This window comes from Synechococcus sp. M16.1 (assembly GCF_014279895.1).
Lineage (GTDB): Bacteria > Cyanobacteriota > Cyanobacteriia > PCC-6307 > Cyanobiaceae > Parasynechococcus.
On sequence record NZ_CP047954.1, the window covers coordinates 664,994 to 683,379 of the forward strand.

General features: G+C 59.7%; 22 protein-coding genes. 9 read left to right on the forward strand and 13 right to left on the reverse strand.

The genetic code is table 11. The features are described 5' to 3' along the window. Nucleotides 1–990: 990 nt before the first annotated feature. From SynM161_RS03685 to SynM161_RS03715, 7 genes are all read right to left on the reverse strand, one after another. Complete coding sequence (locus SynM161_RS03685) at nt 991–1,503, reverse strand: hypothetical protein (protein WP_186542011.1); 513 nt, start codon at nt 1,501–1,503, stop codon at nt 991–993. 126 nt (nt 1,504–1,629) lie between these two features. Further along, the gene (locus tag SynM161_RS03690) at nt 1,630–2,136 is read right to left on the reverse strand and encodes a hypothetical protein (RefSeq protein ID WP_186542012.1); all 507 of its coding nucleotides are present in this window, start codon (nt 2,134–2,136) and stop codon (nt 1,630–1,632) included. 866 nt (nt 2,137–3,002) lie between these two features. Beyond that, nucleotides 3,003–3,143 carry a hypothetical protein gene (locus tag SynM161_RS03695; RefSeq protein ID WP_186542013.1) on the reverse strand — a complete coding sequence of 47 codons (141 nt, stop codon included), beginning with the start codon at nt 3,141–3,143 and terminating at the stop codon, nt 3,003–3,005. A gap of 372 nt (nt 3,144–3,515) precedes the next feature. Beyond that, entirely contained in the window at nt 3,516–3,722 is a 207-nt protein-coding gene (locus SynM161_RS03700) for a hypothetical protein (protein ID WP_186542014.1), read from the reverse strand. 401 nt (nt 3,723–4,123) lie between these two features. After that, nucleotides 4,124–4,846, reverse strand: a complete 723-nt coding sequence (locus tag SynM161_RS03705; protein ID WP_186542015.1) for a GAF domain-containing protein — start codon at nt 4,844–4,846, stop codon at nt 4,124–4,126. 104 nt (nt 4,847–4,950) lie between these two features. Next, on the reverse strand, nt 4,951–5,253 hold the full coding sequence (locus SynM161_RS03710; protein ID WP_186542472.1) for a gamma-glutamylcyclotransferase: 303 nt from the start codon (nt 5,251–5,253) through the stop codon (nt 4,951–4,953). After that, entirely contained in the window at nt 5,250–5,495 is a 246-nt protein-coding gene (locus SynM161_RS03715; RefSeq protein WP_011128549.1) for a NifU family protein, read from the reverse strand. Before SynM161_RS03715 ends, SynM161_RS03710 begins: the two co-directional genes overlap by 4 nt. 80 nt (nt 5,496–5,575) lie before the next feature. Here SynM161_RS03715 and SynM161_RS03720 point away from each other — a divergent pair, with 80 nt between their 5' ends. Beyond that, nucleotides 5,576–7,084, forward strand: a complete 1,509-nt coding sequence (locus tag SynM161_RS03720) for a malate:quinone oxidoreductase (RefSeq protein ID WP_186542474.1) — start codon at nt 5,576–5,578, stop codon at nt 7,082–7,084. A gap of 3 nt (nt 7,085–7,087) precedes the next feature. On the opposite strand, the gene SynM161_RS03725 is transcribed toward SynM161_RS03720, so the two are convergent. Next, the gene (locus SynM161_RS03725; protein ID WP_186542016.1) at nt 7,088–7,408 is read right to left on the reverse strand and encodes a multidrug efflux SMR transporter; all 321 of its coding nucleotides are present in this window, start codon (nt 7,406–7,408) and stop codon (nt 7,088–7,090) included. Between the two features lie 71 nt (nt 7,409–7,479). Between SynM161_RS03725 and lepA the strand changes: the two genes are divergently transcribed. Genes lepA through SynM161_RS03740 form a run of 3 tightly spaced genes read left to right on the forward strand, consistent with a single transcriptional unit; the run spans nt 7,480 to nt 10,432 of the window. Next, nucleotides 7,480–9,300: a translation elongation factor 4 gene (gene lepA, locus SynM161_RS03730; protein ID WP_186542017.1), complete on the forward strand. Its 1,821-nt coding sequence runs from the start codon at nt 7,480–7,482 to the stop codon at nt 9,298–9,300. 24 nt (nt 9,301–9,324) lie between these two features. Then, complete coding sequence (locus SynM161_RS03735) at nt 9,325–10,197, forward strand: ABC transporter permease (RefSeq protein WP_170950569.1); 873 nt, start codon at nt 9,325–9,327, stop codon at nt 10,195–10,197. A gap of 19 nt (nt 10,198–10,216) precedes the next feature. Further along, nucleotides 10,217–10,432 (forward strand): hypothetical protein, encoded by a 216-nt coding sequence (locus SynM161_RS03740; RefSeq protein ID WP_114988483.1) that lies wholly within the window; start codon nt 10,217–10,219, stop codon nt 10,430–10,432. A gap of 2 nt (nt 10,433–10,434) precedes the next feature. On the opposite strand, the gene SynM161_RS03745 is transcribed toward SynM161_RS03740, so the two are convergent. Together SynM161_RS03745 and trmH are read right to left on the reverse strand one after the other, a co-directional pair. Beyond that, nucleotides 10,435–10,608, reverse strand: a complete 174-nt coding sequence (locus tag SynM161_RS03745) for a hypothetical protein (protein WP_170950570.1) — start codon at nt 10,606–10,608, stop codon at nt 10,435–10,437. 63 nt (nt 10,609–10,671) lie between these two features. Further along, a complete protein-coding gene (trmH, locus tag SynM161_RS03750) occupies nt 10,672–11,361 on the reverse strand; it encodes a tRNA (guanosine(18)-2'-O)-methyltransferase TrmH (RefSeq protein ID WP_186542018.1) in 690 nt (229 codons plus the stop codon). 167 nt (nt 11,362–11,528) lie between these two features. Here trmH and SynM161_RS03755 point away from each other — a divergent pair, with 167 nt between their 5' ends. Both SynM161_RS03755 and SynM161_RS03760 read left to right on the forward strand, forming a co-directional pair. Beyond that, a complete protein-coding gene (locus SynM161_RS03755) occupies nt 11,529–11,825 on the forward strand; it encodes an MGMT family protein (protein WP_370593108.1) in 297 nt (98 codons plus the stop codon). Between the two features lie 3 nt (nt 11,826–11,828). Continuing rightward, nucleotides 11,829–13,166: a 16S rRNA (cytosine(967)-C(5))-methyltransferase gene (locus SynM161_RS03760; protein ID WP_186542019.1), complete on the forward strand. Its 1,338-nt coding sequence runs from the start codon at nt 11,829–11,831 to the stop codon at nt 13,164–13,166. 9 nt (nt 13,167–13,175) lie between these two features. Here SynM161_RS03760 and SynM161_RS03765 read toward each other — a convergent pair whose 3' ends face one another. The 3 genes from SynM161_RS03765 to SynM161_RS03775 are packed head-to-tail and all read right to left on the reverse strand — an operon-like array spanning nt 13,176 to nt 16,404. Next, complete coding sequence (locus SynM161_RS03765; RefSeq protein ID WP_186542020.1) at nt 13,176–15,227, reverse strand: transglycosylase domain-containing protein; 2,052 nt, start codon at nt 15,225–15,227, stop codon at nt 13,176–13,178. Beyond that, nucleotides 15,224–16,177 carry a chlorophyll synthase ChlG gene (chlG, locus tag SynM161_RS03770; RefSeq protein ID WP_115081950.1) on the reverse strand — a complete coding sequence of 318 codons (954 nt, stop codon included), beginning with the start codon at nt 16,175–16,177 and terminating at the stop codon, nt 15,224–15,226. Before chlG ends, SynM161_RS03765 begins: the two co-directional genes overlap by 4 nt. An 11-nt stretch (nt 16,178–16,188) precedes the next feature. Next, a complete protein-coding gene (locus tag SynM161_RS03775; protein ID WP_114988478.1) occupies nt 16,189–16,404 on the reverse strand; it encodes a DUF2862 domain-containing protein in 216 nt (71 codons plus the stop codon). 56 nt (nt 16,405–16,460) lie between these two features. On the opposite strand from SynM161_RS03775, the gene hisF reads away from it, so the two are divergent. From hisF to SynM161_RS03790, 3 genes are all read left to right on the forward strand, one after another. Further along, a complete protein-coding gene (gene hisF, locus SynM161_RS03780) occupies nt 16,461–17,231 on the forward strand; it encodes an imidazole glycerol phosphate synthase subunit HisF (protein WP_186509032.1) in 771 nt (256 codons plus the stop codon). Beyond that, nucleotides 17,228–17,929, forward strand: coding sequence for a bifunctional demethylmenaquinone methyltransferase/2-methoxy-6-polyprenyl-1,4-benzoquinol methylase UbiE (gene ubiE / locus SynM161_RS03785; protein WP_186542021.1), 702 nt, complete (start codon nt 17,228–17,230; stop codon nt 17,927–17,929). Before hisF ends, ubiE begins: the two co-directional genes overlap by 4 nt. Before the next feature lie 79 nt (nt 17,930–18,008). Then, nucleotides 18,009–18,359: a hypothetical protein gene (locus tag SynM161_RS03790; protein WP_186542022.1), complete on the forward strand. Its 351-nt coding sequence runs from the start codon at nt 18,009–18,011 to the stop codon at nt 18,357–18,359. Nucleotides 18,360–18,386: the final 27 nt, after the last annotated feature.

Consider the following 18,386-nt stretch of genomic DNA (forward strand, 5'->3'; position numbering starts at 1 on the left):
GAAAAGCACGAGCAAGCTGGTCATAAGGGTCACCACGAATTCACTCGCGTAGTGGGCTACGCCCGTGAGGCGAGCCCACGAAGGAGAAGTACAAGCTCTGGGCTCCGTCGTAGCAAAAGCAGATGGGCTGGGTTCCTGAGGTGGGATGAGCCCTCGCAATAAAAAGGCAGGGATCTCACCCCCTGCCTCATCCGTCTTTTTCTCCTGATGATGCAGTCCAGAGAATCCGCAGCTCTGCTGGACAAGACCCTAGTGATGTCTGATTAATTGCGTGATGTCAGTCCCCTCTATCGGCGGGGCTGACTTCCAACAGCCGTTGCCGAATTAAAGATGCGGGACTACGGAACCGCGAGGAGAAAGATGTTCGCCCCGAGCGATGCGATCCGTTCCCTAACGCTGGCGAGCAGTTGTGCAATCAAGTGCAATGCACTGAATCTTTCCCGTTATTGGAAGACGGGGTTAAGCGCAGAAAGCCAGCCCCATCCACAGTTGCCGTGGGATGGGGGCTGGATTGTCTGCCAGCCACGGGTCGCTCTCCCGTGCTGCTGCGATGGCTCACTCAGCCGTAAGAGGAGATGTCGCAGGAACCATTGATAGGGAGTCTCCAGTGGAGTTGCACACCATTTTTCGGAGAGCTTTGGGATCAAGGATTTCTTCCGTGAAGGTCTGATAAGCAGGTCGCGATGGCTACAGAAAGTCGTCGTATGTCCTTCTAACGCCTACTGGCCCAATGCCACACGCGAAACTGAGATAAGGAATCAGCTTTGTATGGAAGACCGCTTGAAGGTCGCAATGAGTGCGGTGCTCATTGCGGCAATGTTTGTAACCGCTGCTGGCGGTAACTGGTTGACGTTCCTTTTCTTCGCTGCCATGGCTGTCATCGTGACTTGGGAGACTAGCTAAACAGGCTTCATTAACTGGGTTAACACTGACCTCGTTACCCGCATTGTTCCAAGAGCCTGAACTCTGGGCTCCTCTGGCGGGTTGACGTCAAAATTGAGATTGAGGTGATGTACGGGGCGAGGTTGAGTCAGAAGCTGGAGACTGTTCTGAAGGGCTCTCCTCAGTACTTGTCTCAGAGGCCATATCCTCAACCTCTGAGACCGGTTTATCCGTCGCTTGACTTACTGAAGACTCAGGTTGAGTTGAAGGGGCTGTGACCCGAGTGGCGCAGTCGCGTCTGATTTTTTGGACATCCAATGCGAATTGATTGGCTGCTCCTCCTGCCAGTAAGGCTTGCTCCATATCTCCTAGTTCATCCATCAGGACTGCAAACGCTCGGTATCGAGGAACAAGCAAGTCCATCCCTGCAGTGATCCTTCCGCTGTTGGCGCACCGCCCATCTAGGTCAAGGTCTGCCACCTTCTCGAGGTTCTTGTCCACCTCTTCGAGAAGCTCGTTGATCTGCGCTTGAACTTTTTCTGCTACCTGAGCGGCTGTCGGTTCCGCGGGTTTACAAGCAGCTAGCAACAGCAGTGGCAGAAGCAGCAGAAGTCTTTTCATACCTCTGATTGTGCCTTGATCTCGCTTCTGGCGCCCAGCCCATTTGCTTTTGTACTACGCAGCGGGGAAGGAAGTGGGTCGCCAGAGCAGTTGGAGTGCGTAATGCCCAACTTGATCGACGTTGGATCACAATTGGTAGCTGCAGGTTGTTTGCCACTGATCAAGACCGCCATAACCGTCGTTTTCCAAGTAGGTCACACGAACATCGACACCGTTGATGTCGTTGGCGACGTACAGGTGATCTACGAAGACATAGCTCCCTGGATCCCACAGAGCTGCTTTGATTGCCCGCGCACAGTTTCGAACCAAGTCCTGACGCGAAGCAGCCTTCAACCTTTCAGCAGGCTCCACATAAGCCTTGAGCTCTTCGCATTTGAAATGTTTGTCTCCTATTCCCGGTTCAGCCTTGTTGAGTTGGACACGAGTCCAGTCGCACCTCTTGAAGTCAGAGATGATCCCTGCACTTTTGAAATCAAAGTGGTCTTTCCCCTGCTTGTCGGTTAAAGCAGACGAAACATCACTGTCAGCCGACTTTGTTGAGAGAAACGCGTCTGCATGGCTGAAGTAACCCCGAGCTCCTAGGCCACCCGCGACAACAAGCAGAGCCGAGGGAATCCAGTGTCGCCTTCTCATTGACCTATGAGAGCCGGAGCCAAGGATGTAAGCGGTAGCAATTCAGACCCTTAGCAGAATCAGGCTCAGTGGTGGCCCTTTGCAGCTGCTGCTTCTGCTGACTGGCTTCGAAGGCAGTCTCCAGCGTTGGCGCCGCCAACGAATACAGCAAGGAACATGAACGCGACGATCACGCCGCCACCTAAGTAGGCAATCGGGAGTTTCATGTCAACGAAACTAACGGCGTTTTCAGCCCCTGGGCACGTCATTTGATACGAGGTCAGCGTCCATATCAGACCTAAGCAGGCTTAGGGCAACGCGCCTCAGCGGAAGCTGCGGAATATTCCAGATACTCCTCTAAGGGCTTAGCTGCATAGAGGCAGTGCCGGTAATGCTCAACCTTCCGGAATAGGAAATCCATCTCCCTCTTCAGGTCACTCACGTTCTGCTCATACGCCTCTTCTGCATCCCGCAGCTTGTGCTGCGGTGCGAACGAGTCAAAGCTCTTCCGGAGTGACATTTGACCAAACCGTTGTGGCAATGATGCCAGCGGTTCAGATCCTCGTGCAGATGTGAGTCATGAGATCAGCGTTTACCCAGTTGAAGACGCCTCAATCGTCTCGCCACCCCGTCCAAACTCCAGCAGAAATTTCTGAGGCCCGTCTACGTACTGGCATGGACCTGGAAGCCCCCCATGCCCCTGCTGTTTTTGAAATTTCGCAGGACTGGGTAGTGGCTCAGTCGCTGTACCAGCATTCCTCCAAGCCAACCCAGCTTCGATGGCAGTGCCAGCTGCCTGCTGCACAAGGGGCATAGAGGAGGGCTGCCCCTCCCAGTAGAAGAGACGGCCTATCTCGCTTGTTCAGGATTTGTCGATCAATTGTTGATCAGCCTCCAGTGGCTATTCCCACAACAACCGTCGCAATAGAAACCACGATGCCTCCCCACTTCACCCATTCCGTGCCGTGATCATGAGTGTTGGCGAAAAGAAGAGCGCCAAGCTGAATGACAACAAGCTTTTCGAACATGACAGAAGAGCCAATAGCAGCCTCTTTGTAACCCAGAGAACGTGTTCGTGCGGTTACATTGTCTCTCGAATTATGTATTGCTTGTTACTTTCGTTTGTCATGGCTCAGGGTGTTATCGGCTGACTGTGCCGACCAAATTTCGTGACTAAAGGTGTGACTAAAGCTTTCTTGTCTACTCTTTGAAAGCCGTTGTGCTGCATGCGATCTGAGCTTGTGCAAAGAGTAGTGCGTCCTAGTTGAAGTAGGTCTTGTTCTGCAGGGCAGGGCAGAGGTCGCGCATGGTCACGGCAATGGCGTGAGCCAAAGGATCGGTGTCACCACGTTGGCAGTGGCGTCGTCGCTCTTCAGGGTCTTTGCTTCTTGCTCAACGACTCAGGCCCACCTTTTTCTGAACTGTTTTTCAGCGGTTCGTTCCATCTGCCAGCCCGACCAACGTCGCCATTCGATTTCTGCGGCCGTCAGACATTGATCTGCAAGCGATTCTTTTTGATTGTTCGCTGTGCCAAAGCGGATGGGGCAAGCAGGACCAGCGTTCATCTCGAGCTCCCCATTTGATTCAACCTTGTCGTACAGGTTCAACCGATGGTGGTTGTGATTGCTACCGAACCAAATTGATCCGTATTTCAACTCAGTTTGTCGTCCAATCTGTCGGTTTGGACAACATCAGCTGGCTTTGAGGTAGACCTTGCGGCCATTGGCATCCACCTTGTAGCGACCACCCCGTGGACCGATGTGAATTACATCGGTGCTTGATGTGTTGATGGGGGTTGGTGGCTCCAGAGATTCCGGCTCAACCTCTATGGGGGCTGGAATCTCAGGTGTTTGTGTCCTCAGGTGTGGTGCTGCCTTGAAGATATTCAGCCCGAGCTTGCGATACAGAAAATCTGCAATTCGCATGACGCATTACTGGAACTACCTTTTATTTTCCGGCGATGTCAAGTCTGTGATGGCGCTGATCCAAACGCCCGGTTCCAATTGCCTTACCGCTGATTGTTCGACGACTCTTCTCGATTGCTTTGCACGTCGGGGAAGTGCTCGTTCATGCAGTCCGGGCAGATGCCATGGCTGAAATTCAGCGTGCTGTGCTGCATTAGGAATCGTTCGATCGGTTGCCAGAACCCTTCGCTGTCGCGGATCGATTTGCAGTAGCTGCAGGTGCTGATTAAGCCTTGAGCGTGATGCATTTGGCAGAACTCATCCATCAGAGCCAGGGATCGGCGTCTGAGTTCCAACAGAGTGGTGGCCTGTTCCGCCAGGCCTTCCATCACCTTGTACTGCGAATTCGTGAGCGATTTGGGAATGCGATCAATCACGCAAAGCGTTCCAATGCGGTGGTTGATGTCTGTTTTCAGGGGGAAGCCTGCGTAGAGCCGAATGTGGGGTTCTTCCTGAACGAGGGGGTTGTCGCGGAATTTCTCATCAAACAGCGCGTCCTCCACCACCAGAGGCTTGGAATCGAGAATCGTGTGGGCGCAAAAGGAAATATCCCTGTCGGTTTCGCTGGCTTCAAGGCCCACCTTTGATTTGAACCATTGACGCTTTTCATCCACCAGAGAGATCAGGGCAATCGGTGACTGGCAGATCTCTGATGCCATCCGAGTGATGTTGTCAAAGGCCTGTTCGGGCTTTGTTCCCAGAATCCGATATTCACTGAGGGACCTCAGCCTGGCTGCTTCGTTGATCGGTTTGGGTGCTGCCTGCATCGGCCCACCTCACTTGGTATGTCAATGGTCTAAGTCATCATTTTTTTATTTTCTGTAAATGTGCAGTGCGAAAAATTTAGCTTTGTGGATTTTGCTTTCTTCGATTAATTAATTCTTGGGGCTGCTTCATAGAGCCACGCGCTGCGGCCATCCCTGAGGGTCACGCTGCTGCGTTGGTACACCTCAGGCACCTCCTCCCAATTATCCAAATCGGTCCAGCAAGGCTCGGGAACCCAGTACACCTCACCTGAGATAGCCCCGTCTCCCCGCCGCAGCATCGGGTAGCCCCGGTGCTGAATCTCGATGAAGCCGTCAACGATGCCGTCGCGGTCTCGTTTGGCGCCCTCCAGCAAGTGATGGGCGCTGCCGTTGCTTTTGAGTGATCCGTAGACGAAGAGGCGCTTCAGAGCACCTGCACCACTTCACTCACTTCGGGGATCGACTCGCGCATCTTGCGTTCAATACCCATCTTCAAGGTCATCGTGCTGCTGGGGCAGCTGCCGCAGGCTCCCTGCAGTCTCACCTTCACGATTGGTCCGTCCAGTTCCACCACTTCAACGTTGCCGCCGTCGGCCATCAGGAAGGGGCGCAGCTCATCCAGCACCTTCTCCACGTTCTCAAGCGTGAGGGCCATGGTTTCAGTGCTCATCGGGATGAACCAGACATCAAGTCCCCAAGGTTACGGAGTGGCCCCATAGGGTGACGAGAGCGGTTAACCCTCCAGCTCCGGTGCAGCACGACGGTTCGTTCAACCCAGAGGCCCGTTATGACGCCGTGCTGGTGGGCGCCGGAATCATGAGCGCCACTCTGGCGGCGCTGCTGCATGAACTCGACCCGCAGCTGCGGATTCTTCTGGTTGAGCGCCTTGAAGCGCCTGCCCTGGAGAGCAGCGCAGCAGTGAACAATGCCGGCACCGGCCATGCCGCCAACTGCGAGCTGAACTACACCCCGATCCAGGCGGATGGCACCGTCGCGACGGCCAAAGCGGTGGCCATCAACGCCTCGTTTGAACGCAGCCTGGAGTTCTGGAGCTCGCTGCAGGAGCGGGGCGATCTCGACACCAGCAGCTTTCTCCACCAGGCGGCTCACATCAGCGCCGTGTGGACGCCGGAGAACATCGCCTTTCTGCGTCAGCGCTTCAGCCAACTGAAGGACCTACCGGCCTTTGCGCGGATGCGCTGGAGCGAAGACCAGAGCGAGCTCACCGAATGGATGCCCCTGGTGATGGCGGGCCGCGATCTCAAGCAGCCCGTGGCGGCCACGCGCATAGATCGGGGTACGGACGTGGATTTCGGCACCCTCACCCGGGCCTATCTGATGCCGTTGCAGCAGAGCGGAGCGCTCAGCGTGGAGTACGGCACCCAGGTTCAAGACCTCAAACGTCTGCGCCACAGCGACATGACTGAGGCCGACTGGCGCGTGCTGCTCAAGGGGCCCTCCGGCAAAAAAGAAGTGCGGACCCCCTTTGTCTTTCTTGGTGCCGGGGGTGGTGCCCTGCCGCTGCTGCAACGCTCCGGGATTCCGGAGGCGGCTGATTTCGCGGGCTTCCCGGTGAGTGGCCTCTGGTTGGTCTGCGGTGATGCCCAACTGGCGGATCGTCAGCGGGCCAAGGTCTACGGCAAGGCGGCGGTGGGAGCCCCACCGATGTCGGTGCCCCACCTCGACACCCGCTGGATCGATGGCAAGCGGTCGCTGCTGTTCGGCCCCTTTGCTGGCTTCAGCAGCAAGTTCCTCAAGCAGGGTTCCCTGTTGGACCTCCCTGCTTCCGTAAGGGCCACCAATTTGGTGCCGATGCTGCAGGTGGGGGCCACCAATTTCGAACTGGTGCAGTACTTGATCAATCAGCTGCGTCAGAGCCCGGCGGAGCGCCACGAGGCGCTGCAGCAGTTCATGCCCACCGCCCGCGCTGAAGACTGGACCCTCTCGGTGGCGGGCCAGCGGGTGCAGATCATCAAACGCAGCAAGCAGGGCGGACGGCTGCAGCTGGGAACGGAAGTGGTGGCCTCCGGTGATGGCTCCCTGGCGGCGCTGCTGGGGGCCTCCCCGGGAGCGAGCACAGCGGTGACGATCATGTTGGAGGTGTTGCAGCGCTGCTTCAAGCAACGGCTCGACAGCGACGCCTGGCAGCAGCGGTTGCAGGCGCTGTTGCCGAGCATCCATGAAGACCCACAGCAGGATCCGCAGGTGCTAAACCGGATGCGGGAACGCAGCGATGCCCTGCTGGGACTCAGCGCCTGAGCGTCATTCCCCCAGGTTCACCAAAACAACGCCGGCCGTGATCAAAGCGATGCCGATCAATTGGGCGGGCTGCAGCATCTGGCTGTAGGCGAAGCGCCCCACCAGCACGATCACAACAGTGCCGATGCCGCTCCAGAGGGCATACGTAATCCCCAGGGGGATGCTCAGCACCACCTTGGAGAGCAGGGCCATCGCAAGGGCATAGGCGCTGAACACCAGCAGTGTGGGCAGCGGTCGTGTCATGCCTTCCGAAAGCCGCAGGCAGGAGGTGCCGATCACCTCAGCGCTGATCGCCAGCAGCAGCAGGGTCCAGGGATTGCTCATGACCACTGGTGCCGCTCCTTAGGATTGTGGCAACGACGCTTTCTGGACCCGAGACGGGATTCCGCCGCTGCATGACCGACGCCCCCGTCTCACGGATCCGCAACTTCTGCATCATTGCCCACATCGACCACGGCAAGTCGACCCTGGCCGACCGCTTGCTGCAGGACACGGGTACCGTGGCCAACCGGGACATGCAGGACCAGTTCCTGGACAACATGGACCTGGAGCGGGAGCGGGGGATCACCATCAAGCTCCAGGCCGCCCGGATGAACTACACGGCGGCCGATGGGGAGGAGTACGTCCTCAACCTGATCGATACTCCTGGCCACGTGGATTTCTCCTATGAGGTGAGCCGCAGCCTTCAGGCCTGTGAGGGGGCGCTGCTGGTGGTGGATGCCAGCCAGGGCGTCGAAGCCCAGACCTTGGCCAACGTGTATCTGGCGCTGGACAACGATCTCGAGATCATCCCGGTGCTCAACAAGATCGACCTGCCCGGTGCGGATCCGGATCGGATCAAGGAAGAAGTGGAGGCGATCATCGGCCTCGATTGCGATAACGCCATCCCCTGCTCGGCCAAGACCGGCATGGGTGTGCCCGAGATCCTGCAGGCCGTGGTGGACCGCGTGCCCCCGCCGAAGGATGCGGTAGAGGAACCCACCAAGGCCCTGATTTTCGACTCCTATTACGACCCTTACCGGGGCGTGATCGTTTACTTCCGGGTGATGAGCGGCCGGATCAACTGCAAAGACAAGGTGCTGTTGATGGCCAGCAAGAAGACCTATGAGCTCGATGAAATCGGGATCATGGCGCCGGATCAGAAGAAGGTTGATGAGCTCCACGCCGGCGAGGTGGGCTACCTAGCGGCATCGATCAAGGCCGTGGCTGATGCCCGTGTGGGCGACACGATCACCCTGGTGAATGCACCCGCGGATGAGCCTTTGCCCGGTTACACCGAGGCCAAGCCGATGGTGTTCTGCGGCCTGTTCCCCACCGAGGCTGACCAGTATCCGGATCTGCGCGATGCCCTCGACAAGCTGCAGCTTTCCGATGCCGCGTTGAAGTATGAGCCGGAAACCAGCAGCGCCATGGGCTTTGGCTTCCGCTGTGGCTTCCTTGGCCTGCTGCACATGGAGATCGTGCAGGAGCGGCTCGAGCGCGAGTACGACCTCGATCTGATCGTCACTGCCCCATCGGTGATCTACAAGGTGAACATGATCGATGGCTCCGAGGTAATGGTGGACAACCCCGCCACCCTTCCGGATCCGCAGAAGCGTGAGTCGATTGAAGAGCCCTACGTGCGCATGGAGATCTATGCGCCGAACGACTACAACGGCGCCTTGATGGGCCTCTGCCAGGAACGGCGCGGTGACTACATCGACATGAAGTACATCACCACCGATCGGGTGACGTTGATCTACGAATTACCGCTGGCAGAGGTGGTGACCGACTTCTTCGATCAGATGAAGACGCGAACCCAGGGCTATGCATCCATGGAATACAGCCTGATCGGCTACCGCAAGAACCAGTTGGTGCGTCTCGATGTGCTGATCAACGGTGAGCGAGCCGATGCTCTCACCACGATCGTCCATCAAGACAAGGCCTACAACGTGGGCAAGGCGTTGGTGGAGAAACTCAAGGAACTCATTCCACGCCAGCAGTTCAAGATTCCGATTCAGGCTTCGATCGGCAGCCGGATTATTGCCTCCACCAGTATCAGCGCCATCCGCAAAGATGTGCTCGCCAAGTGCTACGGCGGTGACATTTCCCGCAAGAAGAAACTGTTGAAGAAACAGGCCAAGGGCAAGAAGCGGATGAAGGCGATGGGCAAGGTGGATGTGCCTCAGGAGGCCTTCATGGCGGTGCTGAAGCTCAATGATGGTGGGGGGAATTAACCCTCTTCCGCAGTTCGGGAGACAATGCATCTGCCTGAGGCCAACCTGCCCGTGACCCGCAGCCTCTCCACCCGCATGGCCCGCTGGGGCCTGGTGATTGTGGGGATCTACCTGCTGGTGGCCTTGATCACACCGTTGTTGGTGAGTGCTGGCGTCCTTCCGGACGCCAATGCCGGCCTGGAGAACCCGATCTATTCCGCTCCCAGCTGGACCCATTGGTGCGGCACCGACCGGCTCGGCCGGGATGTGTGTGTGCGCACCATGGCCGGCAGTGGAGTGGCTCTTCAGGTGGTGTTGCTGGCGGTGGGTGTGGCCCTGCTGGTGGGTGTGCCCCTGGGCATGGTGAGTGGTTATTTCGGCGGCGCTGTCGATCGCCTGATGGTGCTGCTGATGGACACGCTCTACACGCTGCCGGTGTTGTTGCTTTCGGTGGTATTGGCCTTTCTGCTGGGCAAGGGCATTCCCAATGCCGCCGCCGCCCTTTGTGTGGTGTACGTGCCGCAGTATTTCCGCGTGGTGCGCAATCAAACCGCCCAGGTGAAGAGCGAGCTCTTTGTGGAGGCGGCCCAGAGCCTCGGGGCGGGCCCGCTCTGGATCCTGCGGCGCTATCTGTTCCGCAACGTGATCACCTCCGTGCCGGTGCTGCTCACCCTCAATGCCGCCGATGCAGTGCTGGTGCTGGGCGGATTGGGATTTCTCGGCCTGGGTCTGCCGGAGACCGTGCCTGAATGGGGTGGTGATCTCAACCTGGCTCTTGCCGCAGTGCCCACAGGGGTGTGGTGGACCGCGCTGTTCCCTGGCTTGGCGATGTTTGTGCTGGTGCTGGGGCTGTCCTTCCTTGGGGAAGGCATTGAGGCCTGGGTGAGCGGCGCAGAAGCCCGACCCGCGTCAGACTGATCCCATCGGCACGGGTGTGATGGCCTGGTGGATCAGCTTGCTGTTGCTGAGCATGGCCGCGCTGCTCTGGAAAAAAAGCTGCGACAGCACCGATGACGTGATCGCCTTGCTCGAGCGGATCCTGGCCACCACCTTGATGTTGGTGGTGGTGCTGGTCAGCCGCAATCTGCTGCTGGAAACGGCGGTGTTGATCGCCGCGGTTCAGTTGCCTGGAGTGCCGCGGCGACCGCGCTGATCTCAGGCTGGTTTCGGTGCCTTCACCTCACGGATCGAAATCCGGCAGGAGCTGGGGAAGATGGCGTGGGCCGCTTCCACGGCATGGCTGAGATCGTCGGATTGGAGCATTTCTTCGCCCCATTCGTTGCCGCAGTGGTAGGTGACCGCGTACTGGTGCAGCTGTTTGTTGTCCATTGCTGACAATCCGCTGCTTTGGTTATGGCCCAGGGTTCACGGAGATACAAGTCTTCCCTTGGATCAGCAGCGCAGCTTCACAGTTCTCGGCAACTCCTCCATCAGCTCTCCTTCCTCACTTAAGGCGGGGTATGACCGTTCCTGCTCCCGGCACCAGCGGGCCACCTCGGGGTAGGACCACTCAAACAGCAACTGCTGGTACTGCTCTGGCTTCAGGCCTTCGCCCTGGGTTGGAGCCAGTCCGGCCACCTGGCGTTGGCGCAGCGCTTCAAATAGCAGGGTTGCGGTGGCGACTGAAACGTTCAGGGACTGCACCATGCCTCGCATCGGGATGAACAGCGCTTCATCCATCAGGTCCCGGGCTTGATCGGTCAGCCCCCATTTCTCGGCCCCGAGCACGAAGGCGGTGGGCCCGGTGAAGTCGCACTCCCTGTAGTCCTTGGCATCCACCCCGAGATGGGTTCCGTAGAGCCGGAACCCTTTCGCTTTGAGATGACGGATGGCTGTTTCGGTGTCGGGATGGTCGTGCAGAGGCACCCATTTCTGACTGCCCTGGGCCGTGCTGTTGAACGTGCGTGGTCGCCCGTCAAAACTCACCGCGTGGGCCTCCAGGGCCCCGACGGCATCACAGCTGCGCAGGATGGCGGAGAGGTTGTGCGGTTTCTCCACGTGTTCGAGCAGCACCGTGAGATCCGCCATGCGGTGGTTGAGCACGGATTTCAGCCGCTCAAACCGTCGCGGCAGCAGGGGCATGGGCGGTCAGTCGGGAGAGAGCAACAGGTGGGGTCCTTCCATGCTTTGGGGTCTGGAACGACAATCAAGAAGTCAGCGCTTCCGTCGCCATCCAGATCCCGCCCAAGGATCCCACCGTTGAACCGTACGTCTCCGGCGGCACGTTTGATCAGCGTGTCTGGAGCCAGGTGGCTCGTATTCCCCACGGTCGGTTGGCGACCTACGGCCAGATCGCTGATTTGATCGGTGCCTTTGGTTGTGCGCGTCAGGTGGGTTGGGCCTTGCGGCGGCTCAAGCTCCCATCCAGCGTTCCCTGGCACCGCGTGGTAAACGCTCAGGGCCGGATTTCGATGAGCCTCAGCCGTGAGGGCAGTGACTGGATCCAGCGGGATTTTCTGCTGGCTGAGGGCATTCCGGTGGATGAGGAAGGACGCTTGCCGCTGCGTCAGTTCCTCTGGCACCCGGACGCCCATGCTGGGGACTGATGCGTGTCGCTTTTGTCTGATTCTGCTCCGATTGGACTGCTGCCGCGCCGTCTCGCCTGGGATGTGTTGCAGGCGGTTGCGGCTGGGGCCTATGCCGATGTGGCGCTGGAGCGGGTGCTGCGGGAGCGGGACCTCAAGCCTTCGGATCGGGGATTGGTGACCGAGCTGGCCTATGGCGCGATCCGCCAACGGCGCACCCTCGATGCCTGGTTGGATCGGTTGGGCAAGGTGCCGGCCGAGAAGCAACCGCCCAAGCTGCGCTGGCTGTTGCATGTGGGGCTCTATCAACTGCTGTTGATGGAGCGGATTCCAGATTCAGCAGCGGTGAACACCGCTGTGGAATTGGCCAAAACCAGCAAGGGATTGGCCCGGCTGGCCCCTGTGGTGAACGGGGTTCTTCGGGCGGCGCTGCGGACGCGTGAGGCCGGCGAAACCCTGCCATTGACCAACGATTTGCCGGCTCAGCTCGCCCAGGCCCATTCCCTGCCGGATTGGTTCACCCAGTTGTTGGTCGAGTGGCGCGGGGCGGAGGGGGGCGCGGCGGTGGCCAGCGCCTGCAACCGCGTACCGGATCTGGATTTGCGGGTGAACCGGTTGCGATCGAGTCCTCCGCAGGTGCAGAAGGATCTCGCCGCGGCTGGCATCAACAGCGAGCCCATCGTTGGTTGTCCCGATGGCCTGCGCATCTCAGGCCACAGCGGCGATCTGCGCCACTGGCCTGGTTATGCCGAGGGCCATTGGTGTGTGCAGGATTGTTCGGCGCAATCGATTGCGCCTCTGCTCGATCCCCAGCCGGGAGATCGCATCCTGGATGCCTGTGCGGCTCCGGGGGGCAAATCCACCCATGTGGCGGAGTTGGTGGGAGATCAGGCGGAGATCTGGGCTGTGGACCGTTCAGCCGGACGGCTGAAGCGCGTTGCAGCCAATGCCGCCCGGCTTGGCCTCGCCTCCATCAATGCCCTGGCTGCGGATGCTGCCAATCTTTTGGAGCAGCGCCCCCAATGGCGTGAATCCTTTCAGCGGATCCTGATCGATGCCCCCTGCTCAGGGCTGGGAACCCTGGCCCGTCACCCCGATGCCCGTTGGCGGGTGACGCCCCAATCCATTCGTGGTCTTTTGCCCCAACAGCAAGCTCTCCTGGATGGGCTTTTGCCGTTGTTGGCTCCCCAAGGCGTGTTGGTGTACGCCACCTGCACCATTCATCCCGATGAAAATCAGCAACAGATCCAGGCGTTGTTGAAGCGACATCCATCGCTCTGCCTGGAGCAGGAGAGCCAGCTCTGGCCGGATCAAGCCAGCGGAGGAGATGGCTTCTATTCGGCTGTGCTGAAGCGGGCTTAAGGCCTTGGATCAATCCCGGTTCCAGCGACGTCCCTGGCGATCAACGCTCCTGCCAGACCCCCTATCTCTCCAGAGATAGGGGGTCTGGCGAGGCGGAGGCGCCAAGGGCGTGAGATCGGGCAGGCCGGTCTGCCCCGTCGGTTGAGCTCCATCAGGATCGCCGCTGCCATTCCCCTTCTCCTGCTCTGGTTTGGTCTTCGGTGGCTTGGCGATCGTTTTCGGGTCAACAGCCAAACGCACTTTGCGTTTCAGCTTGGGTTTGTCGGGGAAGTTGCGGACGGGGATCTCGTCCTTGATCTGGAGCATGAACTGCTTCCAAGCCCATGCCGCCTCGCCGCTGGTGCTCTTGGTGGCGCGGTCGTCGTCGTATCCGAACCAGACGCCCGTTGTGAGCTGAGGAATCGAGCCGATGAACCAAAGATCACGGGTGTTCTCTGACGTTCCCGTTTTGCCGGCCACCTGGCGATCATCGAGTTTTGCGGCGATGCCGGTGCCGCCGGTCACCACCCGCTGCAGCATCCAGTTCATGGTGTCCGCCACATCACTATCAATCGCTCGCTTGCCTCGGTTGTCGCTGAGGCGTCGGCTCCAAAGCAGCTCATTCTTCGGTCCTCGGATTTCCTCAAAGGGGCTGGGTGAGAAGAACACGCCGCGGTTGGCCATGCCGGCATAGGCGGCGGTCATGTCGAGGATGGTTTGCTCGTAGGCCCCGATGGCCATGGGGTAGTACTTGCCGAGAGGCCGATCGGTGCCGATGTTGAAGTTGTTGGCAACCTCAATGACGGCATCAAATCCAACGATGTCCTGCAGTTGAACCGCCACCGTGTTCAGTGAGTTCTTCAGGGCATCGGCCAGGGAGATGTTGCCGTAGTACTTGTTGCCAAAGTTTTTTGGGCAGTAGCCGTTCCAGCACCGCTTGGCATCAAACACTTTGGTTTCGGGCTTCATTCCCCGATCAATGGCCGCGGCGTAGGGAAACAGCTTGAAGGTGGAGCCCGGAGAGCGCAGCGCCAGGATGGTGCGGTTGAACTGGCTCTTGGAGAAATCCTTGCCGCCCACCATTACCCGCACCAGTCCGTTGCCTGGATCGATCGAAACCATCGCGCCTTCCGTGTCGAAGGGGGCATTGGCTCGAATCACCTGCTGAGCCTTCTTCTGCCAGTCGAGATTCAGGCTGGTGCGCACCTTGACCCCGCCCACCTCCAGTTGCTCTGGCGTCAAGAATTTGGGCAGCTCCTGGGCAATCCAGGTGGTGAAGTAGGGCGCTGAACTGTTGAAGTACTTGGGTGTTGCTGGCTTCAGGCCGAGGGGGCTGTTGCGACCGCGCTCTGCCTCGCTGGCGGAGATGAATCCGGCCTGGGCCATGCGAGCCAGAACGATCGAGCGCCGTTCCTTGGCCAGATCTGGGTTCACCAGGGGTGAATAAATCGATGGAGCTGGCGGCAGCCCAGCGATCATGGCTGCTTCAGGAACCGTGAGCTGCTCCGGGGTTTTGGAGTAGTAGATCCAGGCCGCATCGGCAACGCCATAGGCGCCGGAGCCCAGGTAGACGTAATTGAGGTACTGCTCGAGGATCTGCTGCTTGCTCAGCTGGCGCTCCAGCTTCATGGCCAGAGCCGCTTCCTTGAGTTTGCGGGTGATGGTGCGGTCTTGGCTCAAAAAGACGGTTCGAGCCAGCTGCTGGGTGATGGTGCTTGCCCCTTCCCGAACCGCCCCTTGGCGGACATTGGTGACGATGGCCCTGGCGATGCCCCAGCCATCAACACCGTCGTGCTGATAAAAGCGACGGTCTTCGGCAGCGATGAACGCCTCAGCCACCGTTGGCGGCATCGCACCGGGTTTCACCTTCTCCCGCGTGGCTGGCCCCAGCTTCTGGATCACCTTGCCGTTGGTGGAGAGCAGGGTGATCGTTCCCGGCCGATTGAAGCTGGCAATACCCCGGGCATCAGGCAGCGTGGCATCCACCAGTTCCGTCAGGGCGCGCATGCTTAGAGCAGCGCCCACGCCCACTGCAGCTGCTGTGCCAGCGATCATTGCCCAGTGCAGGCGGGAACGGTTCACATCACCTGGGTCAAGGGGCTATGGCCCACGGCCAGAGCGGTCACCAGCATGCCGAGCACCAGGAAGGGCTGGGCACTGGCCTGATATTTCACGTCAAAGGCCACGGGGTCTCTCAGCAGCCAGATGTCCTGGAAGGTGATCTGGGGAACGATCAACAGAACCAGCAGAACCGCTGCAAAATGCTGGCCGATCCCGATCAAGACGGCAACCATCGCCAGCTGAAAAACATCGATCATCGCGGCGCTGATCCAACTGGCGCGTTTGATGCCGAACACCACTGGCAACGATTGAAGTCCGAGTTCACGGTCGCCCTCAACGCTCTTGAAGTCGTTGACGACAGCGATGCCGAGGCCCGCAAGGCTGTAGGCCAGGGTGAGCAGTGCAGTGCCCCAGGTCAGCTGCCCAAACAGGGCCTGGCCGGCCCACCAGGGCAGGGCGATGTAGCTGGCGCCGAGGGCGTAGTTCCCCAGCCAACCGTTCTGCTTCAGCTTCAGCGGAGGTGCTGAATAGATGTAGCTCACAAACGAGCCACCCAACGCCAGCAGAAAAACCACGGGCGTGGTGTGGCCGGCCCAGCGGTCGAGTCCGTAAGACACGCCTAAACCGGCGAGCAGCAGCACCCAGATCTGCAGCTTCACTTGGCCCAGTGGAATCGCTCCCGACGGGATTGGCCGATACGGCTCGTTGATCGCGTCGATCTCACGGTCGTAGTAGTCGTTGATGGTTTGGGTGAAACCCGCCAGCAGGGGGCCGCTCATCAACATGCAGGCGAAGGCGGCAAGCACGTGATCCACACGCCACTCGTAGTTGCCGCTGGCTGCAGCACCACAGACCACCCCCCAGATCAAGGGGATCCAGGTGACCGGTTTCATCAGCTGCAGCCGCAGCTTCCAGATGTTGGTGGTGCCTGAGGCACCTTTCATCCCAAGCAGCTGACGCGCGTCGCTCACAGAGATAGTCCTCAGGCGGCGGCGATTTCGTCTTCGAAGAACCAGCTGGTGGAGCCATCGCTGAGCTCAACAACCACACCGATTCCTTTGCCGTCGACGGTGCGGAAATCCTTCACCGTGCCGTTGGCGTCCTTCTTCAGAAGGTCAACCATGGCCTGGGGAATGCGATCACGCACGCGGGTCACGCGAACCTTGGAGCCGATCGAAATGGCGTCAGCCTGGGACATGGCCTGCGAGGCTTGGAGAGTGGCGCAACCCTAACAGTCGCTTTTGCGCCGAATCGATGGTTGCTCTGCGTCTGATTCCTTGCCTGGATGTCGCCCGGGGACGGGTGGTGAAAGGTGTCAATTTCGTTGGCCTGCGCGATGCCGGCGATCCAGTGGAGCTGGCTTGCCGTTACAGCCGGGCAGGGGCGGATGAACTCGTTTTCCTCGACATCGCAGCCAGCCATGAGGGGCGCGGCACCCTGATCGACATGGTGCGTCGAACGGCTGAATCGGTCACGATTCCTTTCACGGTTGGCGGCGGCATCAGCACCGTTGAAGGGATTACCGAGTTGTTGCGGGCCGGTGCCGACAAGGTGAGCCTCAACTCCTCGGCGGTGCGGCGGCCTGAGCTGGTGCGAGAGGGGGCCGATCAGTTCGGCTGCCAGTGCATCGTCGTGGCCATTGATGCCCGTCGTCGCGATGCCGGCGGCTGGGATGTGTACGTGAAGGGAGGCCGCGAGAACACGGGCCTCGATGTTGTGGAGTGGGCCCAGCGGGTGGCTGGCCTCGGGGCTGGAGAGATCCTGCTCACCTCCATGGATGGTGATGGCACCCAGGCTGGTTATGACCTCGCCCTGACCAGGGCCGTGGCCGATGCGGTCCCCATCCCGGTAATCGCCTCCGGTGGTGCGGGTTGCCTGGATCACATCGCTGAGGCGTTGGACGTGGGCCCCGAGGGAGGCCATGCTTCCGCAGCCTTGCTGGCCTCGTTGCTGCACGACGGTGTTCTCACCGTGGAACAGATCAAGCAAGATCTGCTTTCCCGTGGCCTGACGATCCGTCCATGAAGCCTGGTGATCCCGCGGCGGTGGAACAGCTGTTTGACGCTGTCGCTCCTCGCTACGACCGCCTCAACGATGTGCTCAGTTTCGGGTTGCATCGCCAGTGGAAACGTCAGTTGGTGCGCGCCCTCAAGCCGGTGGCTGGTGAGCACTGGCTGGATCTGTGCTGCGGAACGGGGGACCTGGCCTTGGAATTGGGGCGATGTGTTCGCCCCGCTGGTGCTGTCACTGGTCTCGATGCCGCCGCTGCTCCGCTTGAGCGCGCCCGCCAGCGCCAGCGCCAGCAGCCCTGGTTGCCGGTGACCTTCCAGCAAGGGGATGCTCTGCAAACCGGCTTGCCCACTGCCTGCGTGGATGGTGCGGTGATGGCCTACGGATTGCGCAATCTGGCTGACCCCCTGCAGGGGCTGAAGGAACTGCGCCGGCTGTTGAAGCCCGGCGGGCGTGCCGGGGTGCTGGACTTCAACCGTTTGCCCCAAAGCGGCGCGGCGGCTGCCTTTCAGCGCTTCTATCTGCGTCGCCTGGTGGTGCCCGCTGCCTCCTCTGTGGGTTTACGGGAGGAATACGCCTACTTGGAGAAAAGCCTGGAGCGCTTTCCTGCGGGGCCTGAACAGGAGCGGCTGGCACGGCAGGCGGGATTTGCCGAAGCGAACCACCGCTCGCTCGTGGCCGGGCAGATGGGCGTTTTGATCCTTAGGGCATGAATCTTCGCCTGCGTCGCTTGCGACACACCCCGCTGCTGACGTAGGAAAGCTGAAGAGAACGTTAAGGGGAGGTTCCGGTTTGGCGTTTCCGCGGCCGAAGCTGCTGCCCCGCATTGAAGAGCTGCTTCAGGAAGTGCAGTGGCTGGATGGCCTGATCCTGATCACCGACTCCGACCGCGCCTGTTTCGTCTCCTTCTCGCAGGTGGATCCACTGTTGCGTCGCCTGCGCCAGCGCCCCAAGGGCCCTGAGGTCGCTGAAAAGCTGTGCATGTCCTTGCTGGATTGCCATGGCAAGGGCGGTGCAAAGCCCGTCCTGGTTTTTCAGGGGGATGGCAGTTTCTGGCTCGGAATGATTGGTCCCAGCGGCAACAATCCGCATCGCCATCACGCCATCGCGCACCTGCACCGTTGCCTGGCTTTGGAGGGCTGACCGGCCACTGGGCAGAATCGGAACCCA

Coding starts and splice junctions, on each gene's coding strand:
- SynM161_RS03695 (WP_186542013.1), bottom strand. CDS start 3,143: ATGTTCGAAAAGCTTGTTGTCATTCAGCTTGGCGCTCTTCTTTTCGCC.
- SynM161_RS03690 (WP_186542012.1), bottom strand. CDS start 2,136: ATGAGAAGGCGACACTGGATTCCCTCGGCTCTGCTTGTTGTCGCGGGT.
- lepA (WP_186542017.1), top strand. CDS start 7,480: ATGACCGACGCCCCCGTCTCACGGATCCGCAACTTCTGCATCATTGCC.
- SynM161_RS03775 (WP_114988478.1), bottom strand. CDS start 16,404: ATGTCCCAGGCTGACGCCATTTCGATCGGCTCCAAGGTTCGCGTGACC.
- SynM161_RS03735 (WP_170950569.1), top strand. CDS start 9,325: ATGCATCTGCCTGAGGCCAACCTGCCCGTGACCCGCAGCCTCTCCACC.
- ubiE (WP_186542021.1), top strand. CDS start 17,228: ATGAAGCCTGGTGATCCCGCGGCGGTGGAACAGCTGTTTGACGCTGTC.
- trmH (WP_186542018.1), bottom strand. CDS start 11,361: ATGCCCCTGCTGCCGCGACGGTTTGAGCGGCTGAAATCCGTGCTCAAC.
- SynM161_RS03715 (WP_011128549.1), bottom strand. CDS start 5,495: ATGAGCACTGAAACCATGGCCCTCACGCTTGAGAACGTGGAGAAGGTG.
- SynM161_RS03745 (WP_170950570.1), bottom strand. CDS start 10,608: ATGGACAACAAACAGCTGCACCAGTACGCGGTCACCTACCACTGCGGC.
- SynM161_RS03705 (WP_186542015.1), bottom strand. CDS start 4,846: ATGCAGGCAGCACCCAAACCGATCAACGAAGCAGCCAGGCTGAGGTCC.
- SynM161_RS03725 (WP_186542016.1), bottom strand. CDS start 7,408: ATGAGCAATCCCTGGACCCTGCTGCTGCTGGCGATCAGCGCTGAGGTG.
- SynM161_RS03740 (WP_114988483.1), top strand. CDS start 10,217: ATGGCCTGGTGGATCAGCTTGCTGTTGCTGAGCATGGCCGCGCTGCTC.
- hisF (WP_186509032.1), top strand. CDS start 16,461: ATGGTTGCTCTGCGTCTGATTCCTTGCCTGGATGTCGCCCGGGGACGG.
- SynM161_RS03685 (WP_186542011.1), bottom strand. CDS start 1,503: ATGAAAAGACTTCTGCTGCTTCTGCCACTGCTGTTGCTAGCTGCTTGT.